Below are 15,388 nucleotides of genomic sequence, written 5' to 3' on the forward strand. Positions count from 1 at the left end.
GTGATGGCTGATTCTTTTCTGTTTTATAATCTTTCAGAAGCACAGATGACCTTTCAAGATGTGATGGAACGGCTTAAAGCCTTTGTTCAAAAGGACCCCCGTTCTTCTTATGTGTTATCGATCGGAACCGATTCACAGGTTTACCGCGATTACACAAAGTTTATTACCGCATTGCATTTGCATCGTACAGGCAAGGGAGCTTGGGGCTGCTTGAAAAATCATACAGTCGACAGACCCATACATAGCCTTCGGGAGAAGATTTCGTTAGAAACGGCGTACAGCCAAGAAACGGCCGCTCATATTCTTGATGGACACTTAATGGATATTACCGATCTGCTCCTGCCCTTTACCGGTGAGGGGGCGGATCTTACCTTTGAAGTTCACTTGGATATTGGGAAAAAAGGGCTTACAAAAGATCTGATCCAAGAAATGACTGGACGTATTACCTCCATGGGGATTGAGGCCAAAATAAAGCCGGATTCATACACTGCCTTCAGCTATGCAAATCGTTTCACAAAATAATTTGACTGAAAAAGCCAAGGTAAATGTCGAATTATGCGGTTGACGTTTGTTATCTGATTACTTATTCTAGCGGTAGAGCTGAAAGTAAGTTGTCTTGCTTTCAGAGGTATTCAGTATAAAACAGGGGGCCTGATTGCGAATGAGTCTTATCGGTGAACGATTTACAGAAGAAGAACAAAAACTTCTGCTGAATATCCTGATCAACCATGAGTATGCCATCGAGCTATTAAGCAGTGAGATCAACGATATAGAGACAGGGACCAAAAACGTTGATGGAACCACCTACAAAAAACTTGTAACGCTATACGACCGATTTCGATTTGAAAATTAATGGGACACCCTATAATTGATACTCCACAAAGAGTATCTTTTTTATTGAAAGGAAACTTTTCGACAAATACTGATAAAGTTTATATTATTGCAATATAGGGAATGTATTGATGATGAAAATGAAAAGGGGTCGAAAACATGATAAGCTTACAATCAGATCAACTTCTTGAGGCAACAGTCGGACAATTTATGATTGAGGCGGACAAAGTAGCGCACGTGCAAGTCGGAAATAACCTTGAGCACGCATTATTAGTATTGACAAAAACCGGATACACAGCCATCCCGGTTCTGGATCCTTCCTACCGTTTACATGGCTTAATCGGGACAAATATGATCATGAACAGTATTTTTGGACTTGAGCGAATTGAGTTTGAAAAGCTTGACCAAATCACTGTTGAGGAAGTCATGCTGACCGACATTCCGCGCCTTCATATCAATGATCCGATTATGAAGGGATTCGGCATGGTCATTAATAACGGATTTGTCTGTGTTGAAAATGACGAGCAGGTATTTGAAGGGATTTTTACGAGAAGAGTCGTTTTAAAGGAATTGAATAAGCATATACGCTCGTTGAATAAGTAGGCTGTACGGCCTATTTTTATTATATAGCCAGAGTGAAAAAGAAAGCGCATACATAATTTAAATGAGAATAGGGCTTGAATAAGAAACTAAGATTTTATTAGAATGGGAGATAAGAAAAACTTATTGATAACAAAAAGGAGGACGACATGCAGCTTCAAGAGCTTCATATGCTCGTAGTTTTAGCTGAGGAATTAAATATGAGAAAGGCGGCAGAACGGCTTTTTGTATCTCAGCCGGCTTTATCTCAGCGCTTACAAACCATTGAAAAGGCGTGGGGAACAAAAATCTTTTTAAGATCCCAAAAAGGATTAACGGTAACGCCCGCCGGTGAGAAAATCATTCAGTTTGCGAATGATGTGACATTAGAGCAGGAAAGAATAAGAGAAAATATTGACGAGCTTGAAGGTGAAATTCACGGCACATTGAAGCTTGCCGTCGCCTCCATAATCGGTCAGCATTGGCTCCCTAAAGTCCTGAAGACGTATGTGGAAAAGTATCCGAATGCAAAGATCTCGCTCATAACCGGGTGGAGCAGCGAAATGCTGAAAAGCTTGTATGAGGATCAGGTTCATATCGGCATTATAAGAGGCAACCCTGAGTGGAAGGGGCGCAAAGATTACTTAATGACAGATCATCTGTATTTAGTGGATACTGAAATTTCCTGCATCGAAGATATTGCCCATACAGAACGGCCGTTTATTCAGTTTAAAAGTGACAGCACTTATTTTCAGGAAATTCAGCACTGGTGGCATCAAAAATTTAAAACGTCACCGAAACAGACGATATTGGTTGATCAGATTGAAACGTGCAAACAGATGGCGCTGCACGGAATCGGGTATGCCATTTTGCCGTCTGTTACCCTTCAAAATGAAGATAAAGTGAATAAAATGCCTCTTTTAGACATGAAAGGGCATCCGATCGGTCGGGATACATGGTTATTAGGCTATGAGCCTGCCTTTGAACTGAAACAAGTCCAAGCTTTTGTACAAGTGATAAAGGATATGCTGGATCAGGAAAATCCATTTTAAAGACAGCGAGGTGCTGTCTTTTTTTATTTATATGTTGACAATGAAAATCATTATCATTTAAAGTGATACATATGATATTGAAAATCATTATCAATTAATGGGGTGATAACATGGCTAAAGCCTTGATTACATATGCCAGCATGTCAGGAAATACAGAAGACATTGCCTTCATAATAAAAGATACGCTTCAGGAATATGAGTTGGATATCGATTGTGTCGAGATAGATGATGTGGATGTGTCTTGTTTAACCTCCTATGATTATGTACTGATTGGCACCTATACATGGGGGGACGGCGATTTGCCCTACGAAGCGGAGGATTTTTTCGAAGAGGTCAAACAGCTTCAGCTTAATGGTTTAAAAACAGCCTGCTTCGGGTCTGGCGATTATTCTTATCCAAAGTTTTGCGAAGCGGTGAATTTGTTCAATGTCATGCTGCAAGAGGCGGGAGCTGCTGTTTACCAGGAAACACTAAAAATTGAATTAGCGCCTGAAACAGATGAAGATGTGGAAAGCTGCCGAGCGTTTGCGAGAGGTTTTCTTGCATGGGCAGATTATATGAACAAGGAAAAAAGCCATGTTTCATAAAGGAGCAACTGCTGTTACGGCATCGGCGTTTTCTGGATATTTTGTGGCGGTACAAAGAGAAGGCATTTTTCATTATTCTTTGGAGCAGGGCTGGAGAAAGCTTTTTCGTTTGAAAAGTAAGATACACTGTATCAGCTACATAGGGCCTTACTTATTTGGCGTTGGTGAAAAGGGAACAGTCATTCGTTCGGCTGATGAAGGGAAAACCTGGACGATGTCGAGCTATCCGACAAATGCAACAGTGTGGGCGATTACCGGCAGAAACAACGGGTTTGTCTGCGCCCACGGTAAGCATTGTATTTATGTATCGGATGATTTTGGTGTCTCATGGCGCGTAGCCAAACCTTTTGCCGAATTTCATAATCCCCCTGTTATCCGGTCGCTATGCCTTCACGGGGGCAATCTTTTTATCGGCACGCAAATACACGAATATTTTGGCGGCATTTGGGCTTACGACATTAAGCGTGACACTGTCCAAGTTGTCAAAAAAGAAAAAAACCGGATGACGGCATCCATGCTCGTGTTCAATGAAAATTGGCTGGTGGCGGCGATGGGTTCTGTGAAAGGAAAGCACGGTGCTGTCACTGTACGGAATCTTTTGAATGGTGAAGAATTCATCATTCAATCCAGTATGATCAGAAAAGAAGAGTCATTTCTTGATCTTTCAGAGGATGATGGCATTATATATGTCACTACAACACAAGATGAAAACGGTTTTTCGAGAATTTACCAGGCTGATCTCGAAGCCCGGTCGTTAAAATGGTTCGATACCATTAAGGGACATGGATGGAGAGTGGCCAATCAGAAAGAGAATTTCTTTTGCGCAGGCTTGTATGAATGTAAATTTGTCCAGCCGTACGAAGTTTCAGCAATGATTCATTAGAGGAGGAACAAGGAATTGGCGAAGATTTTGCTCGTTTATGCAACAATGTCAGGCAACACTGAAGCTATGGCAGATTTGATTGAAAAGGGGCTTCAGGAGGCGGAAGCAGAAGTAGACCGTTTCGAAGCAATGGATATTGATGATGCCCAGCTGTTTACCGATTATGACCATATCATAATGGGAACCTATACATGGGGAGACGGAGATCTGCCTGATGAATTTTTAGATCTGGCTGAAGACATGGATGAGATTGATTTTTCCGGCAAAACATGCGCTGTATTCGGTTCCGGTGATACAGCATATGAATTTTTCTGCGGAGCGGTTGATACGCTAGAGGCAAAAATAAAAGAACGCGGTGGAGACATTGTGCTGCCTTCGGTAAAAATCGAAAATAATCCAGAAGGTGAAGAAGAGGAAGAATTAATAAACTTTGGGAGACAATTCGCAAAGAAAAGCGGATGCGCTGTCTGATCACTCACTGGGAACTGCTAAAACGGCTGTTCCTTTTTTTCTTGTCTTTGTATCTTTCCTTTGATACAGTAATGAGGTAGAAAATCAGGAGGAGGACTATACATATGAAAATGATGGATGCAAATGAAATTATTTCATTTATTCAAAATAGTACAAAATCAACACCTGTAAAGGTTTACGTGAAAGGTGAGCTGGAAGGAATCAATTTCGGCGAATCTGCGAAAGCTTTTATCAATGGAAACACTGGTGTCGTTTTCGGTGAGTGGAGCGAAATCCAAACAGCAATCGAAGAAAACCAAAGCAAAATCGAAGACTATGTGGTTGAAAATGACCGCCGCAATTCTGCGATCCCAATGCTTGATCTTAAAAACATCAAAGCGCGTATCGAGCCGGGCGCGATCATCCGCGACCAAGTTGAAATCGGTGATAACGCAGTCATCATGATGGGTGCTTCTATTAATATCGGTTCAGTCATCGGCGAAGGCACAATGATTGATATGAATGTTGTGCTTGGCGGACGAGCTACTGTCGGAAAAAACTGCCATATCGGCGCGGGTTCTGTACTTGCGGGCGTTATTGAGCCGCCATCCGCTAAACCGGTTGTGATTGAAGACGACGTCGTAATCGGCGCAAATGCTGTTGTGCTTGAAGGTGTAACAGTAGGTAAAGGAGCTGTTGTTGCTGCGGGAGCGATCGTGGTAAACGACGTTGAGCCATACACTGTCGTTGCAGGCACACCAGCTAAAAAAATCAAAGACATTGATGAAAAAACAAAAGGCAAAACTGAAATCAAGCAGGAATTACGCCAGCTGTAAGGAAAAGTTTGATAAAAAAGGCGTGGATAATATATCCACGCCTTATTCGTATAGGCAGGAGGAATAGAAATGAAGAAAGAGGAGCTCATCGCAATTCGCAGAGATCTGCATCGTATACCGGAGCTTGGATTTCAGGAGTTCAAAACCCAGCAGTATTTATTACATGTCTTGGAACAATATCCGCAAGACAGAATTGAAATTGAAAAATGGCGAACAGGGCTTTTTGTAAAAGTGAACGGGACGGCGCCGGAAAAAATGCTGGCGTACAGAGCGGATATCGATGCGCTTTCTATAGAAGAGCAAACTGGTCTTCCTTTCGCATCAGAGCATCACGGCAACATGCACGCCTGCGGTCACGATTTGCATATGACGATTGCACTCGGCATTATTGATCATTTTGTTCACCACCCAGTCAAACATGATTTGCTTTTTCTGTTTCAGCCGGCAGAGGAAGGGCCTGGTGGTGCGGAACCAATGCTTGAGAGCGATGTATTAAAAAAGTGGCAGCCTGATTTCATCACTGCGCTTCATATTGCTCCAGAGCTTCCGGTAGGCACCATTGCGACAAAAAGCGGCCTTCTATTTGCGAATACATCAGAGCTAGTCATCGATCTGGAAGGCAAAGGGGGACATGCGGCATATCCGCATTTGGCTGAGGATATGGTTGTAGCAGCAAGTACACTTGTCACCCAGCTGCAAACGATTATCTCTAGAAACACAGATCCGCTAGACAGTGCTGTTATTACAGTTGGTACCATTACCGGAGGCTCGGCACAAAATATCATTGCGGAAACGGCCCACCTGGAAGGCACGATCCGCACGCTTTCTGAAGAATCGATGAAACAGGTAAAGGAACGGATTGAAGATGTAGTGAAAGGAATCGAAATCGGATTCCGCTGCAAAGGAAAAGTGACATATCCGTCTGTATATCACCAAGTTTACAATACGAGCGGATTAACAGAAGAATTTATGTCTTTTGTTGCTGAACATCAACTGGCGACAGTAATTGAAGCAAAAGAAGCAATGACTGGGGAGGATTTTGGCTACATGCTGAAAAAATATCCCGGCTTCATGTTCTGGCTCGGCGCTGATTCTGAACATGGGCTTCATCATGCTAAGCTGAATCCCGATGAAAATGCGATAGAAACAGCGGTTAATGTCATGACAGGTTATTTTTCTGTTTATGCCAATTAAGTACAAATGAAAGAATAAAATTCCATAAAATGAGCACTCTAGTAAACGGAGGTGTTCAAAAATGGCTAAAAAAATTGGAATTGAACAATCGTTATCAGATGTAGAAGCTGCTTTAAAAGAAAAAGGATATGACGTTGTAATGATGAAAAGCCCTGCTGATGCTCAAGGCTGTGACTGCTGTGTCGTAACAGGTCTTGATAATAATGTGCAAGGGATAGCCGATACGGTAACACAAGCACCTGTCATTACAGCTTCCGGGATGACGGCTGAAGAAATTTGTAGCGAAGTTGAGAGCAGAATTCAGTAATAAAAAAACCGAAGCAAAAAGCTTCGGTTCTTTTATTTATTCTGTTTCTTTAGGGAAAGCGCGGTCGAACGCGTTCTTTATTTCTTTTCTCAACACTCGTTCGACTCGCCACTGTTCCATATTTTCTGTTTTGGCAATGACCCTGATTACAATTTCAGAAGTCCCCAGTTCTTGAATCCCGATGACATTTGGGCCTTCTTTTATTTGTGGAAGAGCCGCTGCCGTTTCATCACAAACCTGCTGTAAAATATGAATCATTTCATCAATATTTCTTTCAGCCGGCACTTTAATGTCAACAAGAGCCTGCATGGTACCACGAGAATGATTGCTCACGTTTGTGATGTTTCTGTTGGGGATGTAATGCAGTGTTCCGTCAAAGCTGCGGATTTGAGTTGTTCTTAAGCCAACCTGCTCGACAATTCCGTCAAAGGTGGAAACGGTAATATAATCTCCGACATCCAATTGTTTCTCAAGCAAAATAAAAAAACCTGTCACGATATCACTGACAAGCCCTTGGGCGCCAAATCCGACAGCCAGGCCGACGATTCCTGCCCCCGCTAAAAGAGCGCTTGGATCATAATGAAACAAATCTAGAACCATGACGAAAAATATGAAAATCAATGTATAAGCAAATATGTTAAGAGTCAGGCTTCGGAGCGTATGTGCACGTCCGATAGACAAGCTATTCTGCTCCTCGAATTTTGCAAACAGATGTTTAATGATTTTCATGCCTAATGATCGAACGATAAAATAGAGCAATATCATAATGGCGAGTTTAATGAGCAGAACACCGGCATTTGTAATCAGTCCCGCCCAATCATATTGTTTAATAAAGTCCATGTTGAGCTCCTTTTCTAATTGATTGCTGCACATTGAGACTAGTTACCCTGTACATGACCATGTTAAACGTTTTATTCAAAAATGTCGAAGCCAAAGACATACATGATTTGTTAAAAATTGACTCGGGAAATCTGCTTTTATATAATGGCATTGCAATATAACTAAAAATGGTTAATCACCCTTTATTTTCATGCGATTTTGACCTTTAAGCCAAACAATAAATTGGAGGGATACATATGGCAGAACGTATGGTAGGTAAACAAGCTCCTCGTTTTGAAATGGAAGCAGTCCTTGCAAGCAAAGAATTCGGTAAAGTAAGTCTTGAGGAAAACATGAAAAACGACAAATGGACAGTGCTGTTCTTCTATCCAATGGATTTCACTTTTGTTTGTCCGACAGAAATTACAGCAATGTCTGACCGCTATGACGAGTTCGAAGATCTTGATGCAGAAGTCATCGGGGTTTCAACTGATACCATCCATACTCATTTAGCTTGGATCAATACAGACCGCAAAGAAAACGGTCTTGGCCAGCTGAAATACCCGCTTGCTGCTGATACAAACCATGAGGTATCCCGGGAATATGGCGTTTTAATCGAAGAAGAAGGTGTGGCTTTGCGCGGATTGTTTATTATTAATCCTGAAGGGGAGCTTCAATATCAAACTGTTTTCCATAACAATATTGGGCGTGATGTTGATGAAACGCTTCGTGTTCTCCAGGCGCTGCAAACTGGCGGACTTTGTCCGGCTAACTGGAAACCAGGCCAAAAAACACTTTAATTCTTTCCAAGAACGAAAAGCGGTCTAGCATATTCGTTAGGCCACTATGTTAAATAGGAGGGAAAAAGCAATGAAATTACGTCAGCCCATGCCGGAATTGACGGGAGAAAAAGCTTGGTTAAATGGTGAAGTGACGAGAGAGCAATTGATTGGGGAAAAGCCGACGCTTATTCATTTCTGGTCCATCAGCTGCCACTTGTGCAAAGAAGCGATGCCGCAAGTGAATGAATTTCGTGATAAATATAAAGATCAGCTGAATGTTGTAGCTGTGCATATGCCCCGTTCCGAAGATGATCTTGACCTTGGTAAAATTAAAGAAACAGCTGCTGAACACGATATCACTCAGCCGATTTTTGTTGACAGTGACCATGCTTTAACCGATGCATTTGAAAATGAATACGTACCTGCGTATTATGTGTTTGATAAAACAGGACAGCTCCGTCACTTCCAAGCCGGCGGGAGCGGTATGAAAATGCTTGAAAAACGTGTGAACCGCGTTCTAACTGAAACGGAATAGGTATCTGACTAAATAGTATTTCCTAAAAACCTGATCACATCAGGTTTTTTATTTGTGCAAAAAGCAATGGAAGAAGAGTAAGAAGCTTATTTTTCCAAATTTGGGTATAGGAATTGATGGTTTGTTTGATTGATACGCTAGAAAACACAGCTAATTTTTGATGTTTTTCCTCAATTTTAGATAAATCTCATATCTCATAACTCGAAAATTGTAGATATTACACTAAATTTCTTTAAAGAAGTAAGTAAAATATATATTTTCAACATTATACCAAATAAACTAGAAAGCCCCTTAATCCCTTGAGAATAAAGGACTCTTTTGAAAAATAAAACATTTTCAGAAAATAAGGAATTTTTCATAGAGTAAATATAATAGTAAAATGCTAAAATAATAGTTGATAAAATTACTTTTGTAATCTAATATCTTAATTAAAGATGTTAATTTTGATAGGGGGTACATTGAGGAATGTTTAATGAAAGAGAAGCTTTGCGCTTGCGGTTAGAACAATTAAATGAAGCTGAAGTGAAAGTCATTCGTGAATATCAAATTGAACGTGATAAAATATACGCAAAATTAAGAGAGCTGGACAGAAATGGAAGCCCTTCCGAAATCAAAAAGGATTTCCGTTCTGAAAAAAAACCTGACTCTCTGCCGGTTCTCGCTGAGCTTGCGGCTCAGGAAATCAGAAGCTATCAGCCGCAATCACAGCAGCAGTCTGTCCAGCCTCAGCTTCAATCTATTTCCTCTCTTCCTGCCGGTATACCAGACGGAACAACACGAAGAAGAAGAGGAACGGCAAGACCGGGATCAAAAGCAGCGAAGCTGCGTGAAGCTGCTATTAAAACATTAAAACGCCACAACGCGGCGATTAAGAGCTCCGAGCTTCAAAAAGAGATTGAAAAAGAAAGCGGTCTTGAAATCCCTAATATGACAACGTTTATGCAAAGCTTAATTAAAATGTACCCGGAAGTGAAAAAACCATATCGCGGGCAGTACATTTTAGAGGGTGAAATCGAATCTGCAGAATCAGCTGAATCAGCTAATGAATAAATATAAAGAAAAACTGCTTGGCATCGCTCAAGCAGTTTTTTTATTGAGGTTTTTTCTGTGAAGGTTTGTTTTCTTTTTCAAGATTAAGCTTATACACCCACTTTTGATAAGGCTTTTCTTCAGCGGCTCTGTTTTTCAGCTCTTCGATTGTATGGCTCTTGGCCTGGTCTGATGATTGGGCGCGGGCAAGCTGTTTTTGGAGCACATGTATCTGTTTGGTGACATCTTCAAGGATGGTCTCTACATGATATGGCTGCGCGTAGGCCGCTGGAGCTTCTTCTTCCGTTTTTTCTTTTTGTTTTGTGCCGCCATCAATATCGGCAAAATGAGAAGCAATCCAGGCATCGCTTTCATCAAGCTGCCGTTTATACGATATAATAGTTTCGTGAAATAATTTTTCTTTCGTTTTTTCTATGTCTAGCAGTCTTTCTTTCGTTTCTATGATTCGATCTTTCATATGATCAACTTCTATTTTAATATGTTTTAGCTGATATTCTTTTTCTACCATTTGCTCTTTTAGACGCCCATTTTCGGCTTTTATCAATTCGGCTTGCTGTTTTGCCTGAAGCAGTGCATTTTGTTCTTGCTCAATTGAGGCTTGAAGTTCGCTGATCCGTTTATGAAGATTTTTATTTTCTTCTTCGATTTTGACTTTAGCAATATGAAGTTTATGTTTTTCTTCGATTTCGGCTCTGCGTTTATAGGTTTCAGCAGATAGAAGCTCCTGCAAAACAACGATTTTATCAAGCAGTTCAGCTCTTATTTGGTGCAGGGTTTGGCTGGTGTGGGAGGCATGTTTTTCTTTTGTTGACATATGTGTTAATTCGGCAGACAGCTGCTGGAGTTTTTCTTTCATATCGGTATTTTCTTTGAGCAATTTGTTATTTTTCTGATGAAAGTAGCTTGCTTCAAGTTCAGAAATCAGCTTATGGCACCTTGAAAGCTCGGATTTTAAATAAAGGTTCTCCTGAGACACGTCGTGGAAAAAAGGACCTGATCTTTTCATTCGAACCATCTCCCTCATGATGTTAACACTACAATATGCAAATACTGAACAGCTATTCCTCTTTAATAAACAGACAAGCAGTAGCGTTGAGCCTTTGCTTTTGCTATGCTTTTAACGAAACTAGAGGTGAGATGATATGAAGCATGTAAACGTACTGCTGGCAGGGGGAGCCTCGCGGCGATTTGGAGAACCGAAGGCGTTTGTCAAATGGAAGGGCAGGATGCTTTACGAATGCGCTAAAGAGGCACTTGGAGAACAAACGGTTATCATCAGCCGTCCCGAATTTATTGATAGATTTCAAGAAAATGGTGAAAATGAAGTGTATCAAGATGCTGAGCCATTTCAAGGCATGGGGCCATTGGCTGGTATATATACCGCTTTTAAAAAGACAGACGGTGATCTTTATACTGTTCTTTCCTGTGACACACCGCTGATACAAAGAAGGACGATACTGGAGCTCAAACGTCTGATGACTGCCGGTTCGGACGCGGCAGTCCCAATTTCAGACGGACAAGTGCAGCCATTGATTGCGATTTACCACAAACGTATCATGCCAGTTCTATACGATCAGCTTTCTGAGAAGAGGTTGAGAATATCAGATTTATTAGGCAGAATTTCGGTTTGTTACGTACAGGCTGAAAATATCGGAGCAAACCCGGCAGAGTTTATCAACATTAATACACGTGATGATTTTAGCTGTTTGGAAGAAAAATCGAACTCCCTCAAGCGGGACTGACGGGGCAATAACATGATAAGATGACATAAAAGATAAGGAGAACAGGTTTGATGGAGGAACGTTATTCACGGCAAATCAGATTTAAGCAAATTGGGGAAGAGGGCCAGAAAAGACTGGCAGACAGCCATGTGCTGATTGTCGGAGCGGGAGCGCTCGGCACTGCAGGAGCTGAAGGGCTTTCGAGAGCGGGAGTCGGTACTATTACCATTATTGACCGTGACTATGTGGAGTGGAGCAATCTTCAAAGGCAGCAGCTTTATACAGAAAGCGATGCCAAACTCCGCATGCCGAAAGCCATGGCTGCCAAAGAGCATCTATCAGCGATTAACAGTGAGATACATATTGAGGCGTATGTTACCGAAGGAACAGCCGAAACGCTTGAGCCGCTGATTGAAAAAGCAGATGTCGTGATCGACGCGACAGATAATTTTGAAACCCGCATGCTGATAAACGATCTTGCCCAGAAAACAAAGACACCTTGGGTCTATGGCGCCTGTGTAAGCAGCCAGGGAATGTTCATGACTGTCATTCCCGGAGAAACCCCTTGTCTGTCTTGTTTGTTTGAGCAAATTCCTGTCGGCGGGGCGACGTGTGATACTGCCGGCATTATTCCGCCTGCTGTGCATATCGTTTCAGCATATCAGCAGGCTGAGGCATTAAAGCTGTTAACCGGCCAAAAAGAAGCAATACAGCGGGGTTTTGTGACATTTGATGTCTGGAACAATTCGCATATGAAGATTAACGTTAATCATGTACGCCGTGAGGAATGCCCATCTTGCGGAGCAAATGCGGTATATCCTTATCTTCAGGATTGGAACACACCAAAAGCTGCTGTACTATGCGGCCGTGACACAGTGCAGGTAAGGTCAGAATCATTAAAAAGAATCCCGAAACAGGAGCTCATTAAGCGGCTGAAAACAATCGGCAAGGTCGAGGCTAATGCGTTTTTGCTGCATATTTTTTACGAGGATTTCAGAATTGTCATTTTCAGTGACGGACGGGCACTGGTGCATGGAACAAATGATGTGAAAGAAGCCAACTCCGTGTTGGCAAGAGTGATTGGACTGTAACAACAGGAGGGGTCAGAATGCTGGAGAAAAGAACAGCGATACCGGTAGACAAGGCAGTTCGGCGTGTCTGCCATTTTCAAAAACAAGGTGAAACAGAATGGGTGGCGCTTGAAGACAGCCTTCATCGGTTTTTAGCCGAAGATATAACTGCGGATCACCACGTACCTGCATTTGATCGTTCGCCATACGATGGTTTTGCTGTCAGAGCGTGCGATACGGCAGAAGCTTCACGTGAAAACCCAGTTCGGTTTGAAGTTATTGACCATATTGGAGCGGGAGCAGTATCTGAAAAAGAACTTGGCCCGTTTCAGGCTGTGCGGATTATGACTGGCGCGCAAATCCCTGAAGGGGCAGATGCAGTCGTCATGATTGAACTGACTCAAACCTTTGAGGAGAATGGGAAGTCATTTATGTCTTTAAAACGCCGCTTTCAGACGGGGGATAATATTTCAAAAACAGGTGAGGACGCTCAAAAAGGGAGTGTTTTACTGAGAAAGGGTACCCGGGTGACACCAGGAGTGACGGCTCTTTTGGCAACATTCGGATACTCATCTGTGCCTGTCGTGAGAAAGCCTGTAGTCGGGATTATCGCAACCGGTACCGAATTGCTGAATGTCAGTGATCCGCTGGAACCGGGAAAAATCCGCAACAGCAATGCGAGTATGGTATATGCGCAAGCGATAGAAGCAGGCGCAACACCGCTTTATTTAGGGAAAATCTCTGATGAACTGGATAAAAGCTTTGCTGCAGTTAAAGAAGCGATGAAAAAGGTGGACTTCCTGATCACAACTGGCGGTGTGTCAGTCGGTGACTTTGACTTTTTGCCTGCGATCTATGAAAAACTCGGAGCGGACGTGCTGTTTAATAAAGTTGCCATGCGCCCGGGCAGCGTGACAACGGTGGCGCATGCAAACGATATGCTGCTGTTTGGCCTTTCAGGTAATCCGTCGGCATGCTATGTTGGTTTTGAACTGTTTGTCAAACCGATAATCCAGACATGGCTGCTCAATGAAACACCGCATTCAATTTGTGCGGAAGCTGTTTTGACCAAGGATTTTCCGAAGCCGAACCCATTTACCCGATTTGTTCGTGCGCTCGTGCACCATCAGGAAGGGAAGCTGTTGGCGACACCCGTTGGCTTAGATAAGTCGAGCTCTGTCACATCACTTGCAGATGCCAATGCATTTATTATCCTGCCGGGCGGCACGCGAGGCTACGAATCTGGCAGAACGGTTCAAGTACTGCTCATCAGAGAAGAGAATGGAAGTGAATGGCCTTGGTCCGTCCTTTCCCGATCGTCCAAGTTGTAGGATTTCAAAACAGCGGGAAAACAACGTTTATTGAGCGCATTCTTGAAAAAGCCTCTGAACAGGGAGTCCATTTGGGCTGCCTGAAGCATCATGGTCACGGCGGTGAACCGCAAACGCTCACGGAAGGAAAAGACACGGACCGTTACAAGGCGGCAGGTGCTGATGTAACAGCGGTAGAAGGTGCTGGTGTGTTACAGCTGACTGCCCGCCGCAATTGGGATTTGGCACGGCTGATTGAGTTATACCAATTTCTCGAAACAGACTGTCTTCTGATTGAAGGCTTTAAAAAAGCCCCTTATCCTAAAGTGGTTATCCTAAGTGAAAAGGAAGATCTGGAAGCGCTGCAAGCAGTAAATATAATCGCCATCATCTATAGAAAAAAAGAGCAAATGACAGAGCATCAGGGATTACCCGTTTTTCATGCGGATGATCCGGTTGCCGTGGATTTTGTGCTTTCACAGCTGAAGGGGGAATCTGCATAATGGAACGGTTTGAGATTACGAAAACACCCATTAATACTGAAGACATCATTAAAAAAGTGGAGAAACGGGAAGCAGGGGCAATTACGACATTTATCGGTACGGTTCGGGAATGGACAAACGGAAAAAGAACGGTTCGGCTTGAATATGAGGCATATGAACCGATGGCCGTGCAAATGCTTGCTCAAATCGGCGCTGAAATCGAAGAAAAATGGGAAGGTGCCTCAGCTGCGATCACGCACCGTATAGGTGTGCTCGATATCGGTGAAGCAGCGGTAGTGATTGCTGTATCTTCTCCCCATCGAAAAGCCTCATATGAAGCCAATGAGTATGCGATTGAACGCATTAAACAGATTGTGCCGATTTGGAAAAAAGAAATTTGGGAAGACGGTGAGCAATGGATCGGCAACCAGCTAGAAACAACAGCTTATCCGAACGGAAAACCAGACCTAAGCGAGGGAGAGCAGCATGATTAAAATTCTTTTATTTGCAGGACTGGCTGAACAGGCCGGTACACAAGCAATAGAAATAGATGTGGAACAAGCAACCACAGATGAAATAAAAGCGAGTCTAAAAGAACAATACGGTCTCGAATCTATTGATACGGCTATGATTGCCGTTAACGAAAGCTATGTAAAAGAAAATACCTCTGTATCTTCGGGTGACACGGTAGCCATCATACCGCCGGTCAGCGGGGGATGAAAACCGGACGGCATTTCAGCCGTCCGGTTTTTCTGTATTTCATTGGCATATCCCCAAGTATCCTCAGCATACAATGATTTTCTGTAAGCGTTTATTCTACATATGTTACTCCCTATAAAGTAAGAGACTCACTCCATAATTAGACTGAAATTTTGAAAAATAATAGAAATTTATTTCGGG

Annotated in this window: 21 protein-coding genes; 19 read left to right on the forward strand and 2 right to left on the reverse strand. The window is 42.6% G+C overall.

Annotated elements, in window-relative coordinates; translation table 11 throughout:
* The first annotated feature begins 3 nt into the window (after positions 1-3).
* From FB592_RS08355 to FB592_RS08400, 10 genes are all read left to right on the forward strand, one after another.
* Positions 4-522 carry a ribonuclease H-like YkuK family protein gene (locus FB592_RS08355; protein ID WP_003232389.1) on the forward strand — a complete coding sequence of 173 codons (519 nt, stop codon included), beginning with the start codon at positions 4-6 and terminating at the stop codon, positions 520-522.
* Positions 523-655: 133 nt separating this feature from the next.
* Positions 656-853: an AbrB antirepressor AbbA gene (abbA, locus tag FB592_RS08360; RefSeq protein ID WP_010886502.1), complete on the forward strand. Its 198-nt coding sequence runs from the start codon at positions 656-658 to the stop codon at positions 851-853.
* 137 nt (positions 854-990) lie between these two features.
* A complete protein-coding gene (gene cbpB, locus FB592_RS08365) occupies positions 991-1,434 on the forward strand; it encodes a cyclic-di-AMP-binding protein CbpB (RefSeq protein ID WP_003218674.1) in 444 nt (147 codons plus the stop codon).
* Positions 1,435-1,580: 146 nt separating this feature from the next.
* Positions 1,581-2,462, forward strand: coding sequence for a transcriptional regulator CcpC (gene ccpC / locus FB592_RS08370; protein WP_003232387.1), 882 nt, complete (start codon positions 1,581-1,583; stop codon positions 2,460-2,462).
* Between the two features lie 110 nt (positions 2,463-2,572).
* Positions 2,573-3,049 (forward strand): flavodoxin, encoded by a 477-nt coding sequence (locus tag FB592_RS08375; RefSeq protein WP_041850883.1) that lies wholly within the window; start codon positions 2,573-2,575, stop codon positions 3,047-3,049.
* Positions 3,039-3,932, forward strand: a complete 894-nt coding sequence (locus tag FB592_RS08380; RefSeq protein WP_141949441.1) for a WD40/YVTN/BNR-like repeat-containing protein — start codon at positions 3,039-3,041, stop codon at positions 3,930-3,932. The genes FB592_RS08375 and FB592_RS08380 overlap by 11 nt, the downstream gene beginning before the upstream one ends.
* A gap of 15 nt (positions 3,933-3,947) precedes the next feature.
* Positions 3,948-4,403 (forward strand): flavodoxin, encoded by a 456-nt coding sequence (locus tag FB592_RS08385; RefSeq protein ID WP_032721472.1) that lies wholly within the window; start codon positions 3,948-3,950, stop codon positions 4,401-4,403.
* A 104-nt stretch (positions 4,404-4,507) separates the two neighbouring features.
* Entirely contained in the window at positions 4,508-5,218 is a 711-nt protein-coding gene (gene dapD, locus FB592_RS08390; protein ID WP_003218680.1) for a 2,3,4,5-tetrahydropyridine-2,6-dicarboxylate N-acetyltransferase, read from the forward strand.
* 69 nt (positions 5,219-5,287) lie between these two features.
* Positions 5,288-6,412: an N-acetyldiaminopimelate deacetylase gene (locus FB592_RS08395; protein ID WP_014476668.1), complete on the forward strand. Its 1,125-nt coding sequence runs from the start codon at positions 5,288-5,290 to the stop codon at positions 6,410-6,412.
* A 61-nt stretch (positions 6,413-6,473) separates the two neighbouring features.
* Positions 6,474-6,719: a YkuS family protein gene (locus FB592_RS08400; RefSeq protein ID WP_003232382.1), complete on the forward strand. Its 246-nt coding sequence runs from the start codon at positions 6,474-6,476 to the stop codon at positions 6,717-6,719.
* Between the two features lie 36 nt (positions 6,720-6,755).
* Here the strand turns inward: FB592_RS08400 and mscT are convergent, their stop codons facing one another.
* Positions 6,756-7,559, reverse strand: a complete 804-nt coding sequence (mscT, locus tag FB592_RS08405) for a small-conductance mechanosensitive channel protein MscT (protein WP_003244994.1) — start codon at positions 7,557-7,559, stop codon at positions 6,756-6,758.
* A 236-nt stretch (positions 7,560-7,795) separates the two neighbouring features.
* Between mscT and ahpA the strand changes: the two genes are divergently transcribed.
* From ahpA to rok, 3 genes are all read left to right on the forward strand, one after another.
* Entirely contained in the window at positions 7,796-8,338 is a 543-nt protein-coding gene (gene ahpA, locus FB592_RS08410) for a biofilm-specific peroxidase AhpA (RefSeq protein WP_003245371.1), read from the forward strand.
* 70 nt (positions 8,339-8,408) lie between these two features.
* Positions 8,409-8,855, forward strand: coding sequence for a thiol-disulfide oxidoreductase YkuV (ykuV, locus tag FB592_RS08415; protein ID WP_032725606.1), 447 nt, complete (start codon positions 8,409-8,411; stop codon positions 8,853-8,855).
* A 465-nt stretch (positions 8,856-9,320) separates the two neighbouring features.
* Positions 9,321-9,905 (forward strand): transcriptional regulator Rok, encoded by a 585-nt coding sequence (rok, locus tag FB592_RS08420; RefSeq protein ID WP_014113628.1) that lies wholly within the window; start codon positions 9,321-9,323, stop codon positions 9,903-9,905.
* Positions 9,906-9,945: 40 nt separating this feature from the next.
* On the opposite strand, the gene cse15 is transcribed toward rok, so the two are convergent.
* A complete protein-coding gene (cse15, locus tag FB592_RS08425) occupies positions 9,946-10,911 on the reverse strand; it encodes a spore protein Cse15 (protein WP_021479381.1) in 966 nt (321 codons plus the stop codon).
* A gap of 136 nt (positions 10,912-11,047) precedes the next feature.
* On the opposite strand from cse15, the gene FB592_RS08430 reads away from it, so the two are divergent.
* From FB592_RS08430 to moaD, 6 genes are read left to right on the forward strand one after another with little or no spacing between them, the layout of a single operon-like run.
* The gene (locus FB592_RS08430; RefSeq protein WP_038829588.1) at positions 11,048-11,647 is read left to right on the forward strand and encodes a molybdenum cofactor guanylyltransferase; all 600 of its coding nucleotides are present in this window, start codon (positions 11,048-11,050) and stop codon (positions 11,645-11,647) included.
* Positions 11,648-11,697: 50 nt separating this feature from the next.
* A complete protein-coding gene (locus tag FB592_RS08435) occupies positions 11,698-12,717 on the forward strand; it encodes a molybdopterin-synthase adenylyltransferase MoeB (protein WP_014479671.1) in 1,020 nt (339 codons plus the stop codon).
* A gap of 17 nt (positions 12,718-12,734) precedes the next feature.
* The gene (locus tag FB592_RS08440; RefSeq protein ID WP_103803796.1) at positions 12,735-14,027 is read left to right on the forward strand and encodes a molybdopterin molybdotransferase MoeA; all 1,293 of its coding nucleotides are present in this window, start codon (positions 12,735-12,737) and stop codon (positions 14,025-14,027) included.
* On the forward strand, positions 13,988-14,509 hold the full coding sequence (gene mobB, locus FB592_RS08445; RefSeq protein ID WP_049139878.1) for a molybdopterin-guanine dinucleotide biosynthesis protein B: 522 nt from the start codon (positions 13,988-13,990) through the stop codon (positions 14,507-14,509). The genes FB592_RS08440 and mobB overlap by 40 nt, the downstream gene beginning before the upstream one ends.
* The gene (locus tag FB592_RS08450) at positions 14,509-14,982 is read left to right on the forward strand and encodes a molybdenum cofactor biosynthesis protein MoaE (RefSeq protein ID WP_103803795.1); all 474 of its coding nucleotides are present in this window, start codon (positions 14,509-14,511) and stop codon (positions 14,980-14,982) included. The genes mobB and FB592_RS08450 overlap by 1 nt, the downstream gene beginning before the upstream one ends.
* On the forward strand, positions 14,975-15,208 hold the full coding sequence (moaD, locus tag FB592_RS08455) for a molybdopterin converting factor subunit 1 (RefSeq protein WP_014476678.1): 234 nt from the start codon (positions 14,975-14,977) through the stop codon (positions 15,206-15,208). The genes FB592_RS08450 and moaD overlap by 8 nt, the downstream gene beginning before the upstream one ends.
* Positions 15,209-15,388: the final 180 nt, after the last annotated feature.

This window comes from Bacillus sp. SJZ110, assembly GCF_006715455.1.
GTDB classification, from domain to species: Bacteria; Bacillota; Bacilli; order Bacillales; family Bacillaceae; genus Bacillus; species Bacillus subtilis.

Coding starts and splice junctions, on each gene's coding strand:
- FB592_RS08355 (WP_003232389.1), top strand. CDS start 4: ATGGCTGATTCTTTTCTGTTTTATAATCTTTCAGAAGCACAGATGACC.
- cbpB (WP_003218674.1), top strand. CDS start 991: ATGATAAGCTTACAATCAGATCAACTTCTTGAGGCAACAGTCGGACAA.
- ccpC (WP_003232387.1), top strand. CDS start 1,581: ATGCAGCTTCAAGAGCTTCATATGCTCGTAGTTTTAGCTGAGGAATTA.
- FB592_RS08375 (WP_041850883.1), top strand. CDS start 2,573: ATGGCTAAAGCCTTGATTACATATGCCAGCATGTCAGGAAATACAGAA.
- FB592_RS08380 (WP_141949441.1), top strand. CDS start 3,039: ATGTTTCATAAAGGAGCAACTGCTGTTACGGCATCGGCGTTTTCTGGA.
- dapD (WP_003218680.1), top strand. CDS start 4,508: ATGAAAATGATGGATGCAAATGAAATTATTTCATTTATTCAAAATAGT.
- FB592_RS08395 (WP_014476668.1), top strand. CDS start 5,288: ATGAAGAAAGAGGAGCTCATCGCAATTCGCAGAGATCTGCATCGTATA.
- FB592_RS08400 (WP_003232382.1), top strand. CDS start 6,474: ATGGCTAAAAAAATTGGAATTGAACAATCGTTATCAGATGTAGAAGCT.
- mscT (WP_003244994.1), bottom strand. CDS start 7,559: ATGGACTTTATTAAACAATATGATTGGGCGGGACTGATTACAAATGCC.
- ahpA (WP_003245371.1), top strand. CDS start 7,796: ATGGCAGAACGTATGGTAGGTAAACAAGCTCCTCGTTTTGAAATGGAA.
- ykuV (WP_032725606.1), top strand. CDS start 8,409: ATGAAATTACGTCAGCCCATGCCGGAATTGACGGGAGAAAAAGCTTGG.
- rok (WP_014113628.1), top strand. CDS start 9,321: ATGTTTAATGAAAGAGAAGCTTTGCGCTTGCGGTTAGAACAATTAAAT.
- cse15 (WP_021479381.1), bottom strand. CDS start 10,911: ATGAAAAGATCAGGTCCTTTTTTCCACGACGTGTCTCAGGAGAACCTT.
- FB592_RS08430 (WP_038829588.1), top strand. CDS start 11,048: ATGAAGCATGTAAACGTACTGCTGGCAGGGGGAGCCTCGCGGCGATTT.
- FB592_RS08435 (WP_014479671.1), top strand. CDS start 11,698: ATGGAGGAACGTTATTCACGGCAAATCAGATTTAAGCAAATTGGGGAA.
- FB592_RS08440 (WP_103803796.1), top strand. CDS start 12,735: ATGCTGGAGAAAAGAACAGCGATACCGGTAGACAAGGCAGTTCGGCGT.
- mobB (WP_049139878.1), top strand. CDS start 13,988: ATGGCCTTGGTCCGTCCTTTCCCGATCGTCCAAGTTGTAGGATTTCAA.
- FB592_RS08450 (WP_103803795.1), top strand. CDS start 14,509: ATGGAACGGTTTGAGATTACGAAAACACCCATTAATACTGAAGACATC.
- moaD (WP_014476678.1), top strand. CDS start 14,975: ATGATTAAAATTCTTTTATTTGCAGGACTGGCTGAACAGGCCGGTACA.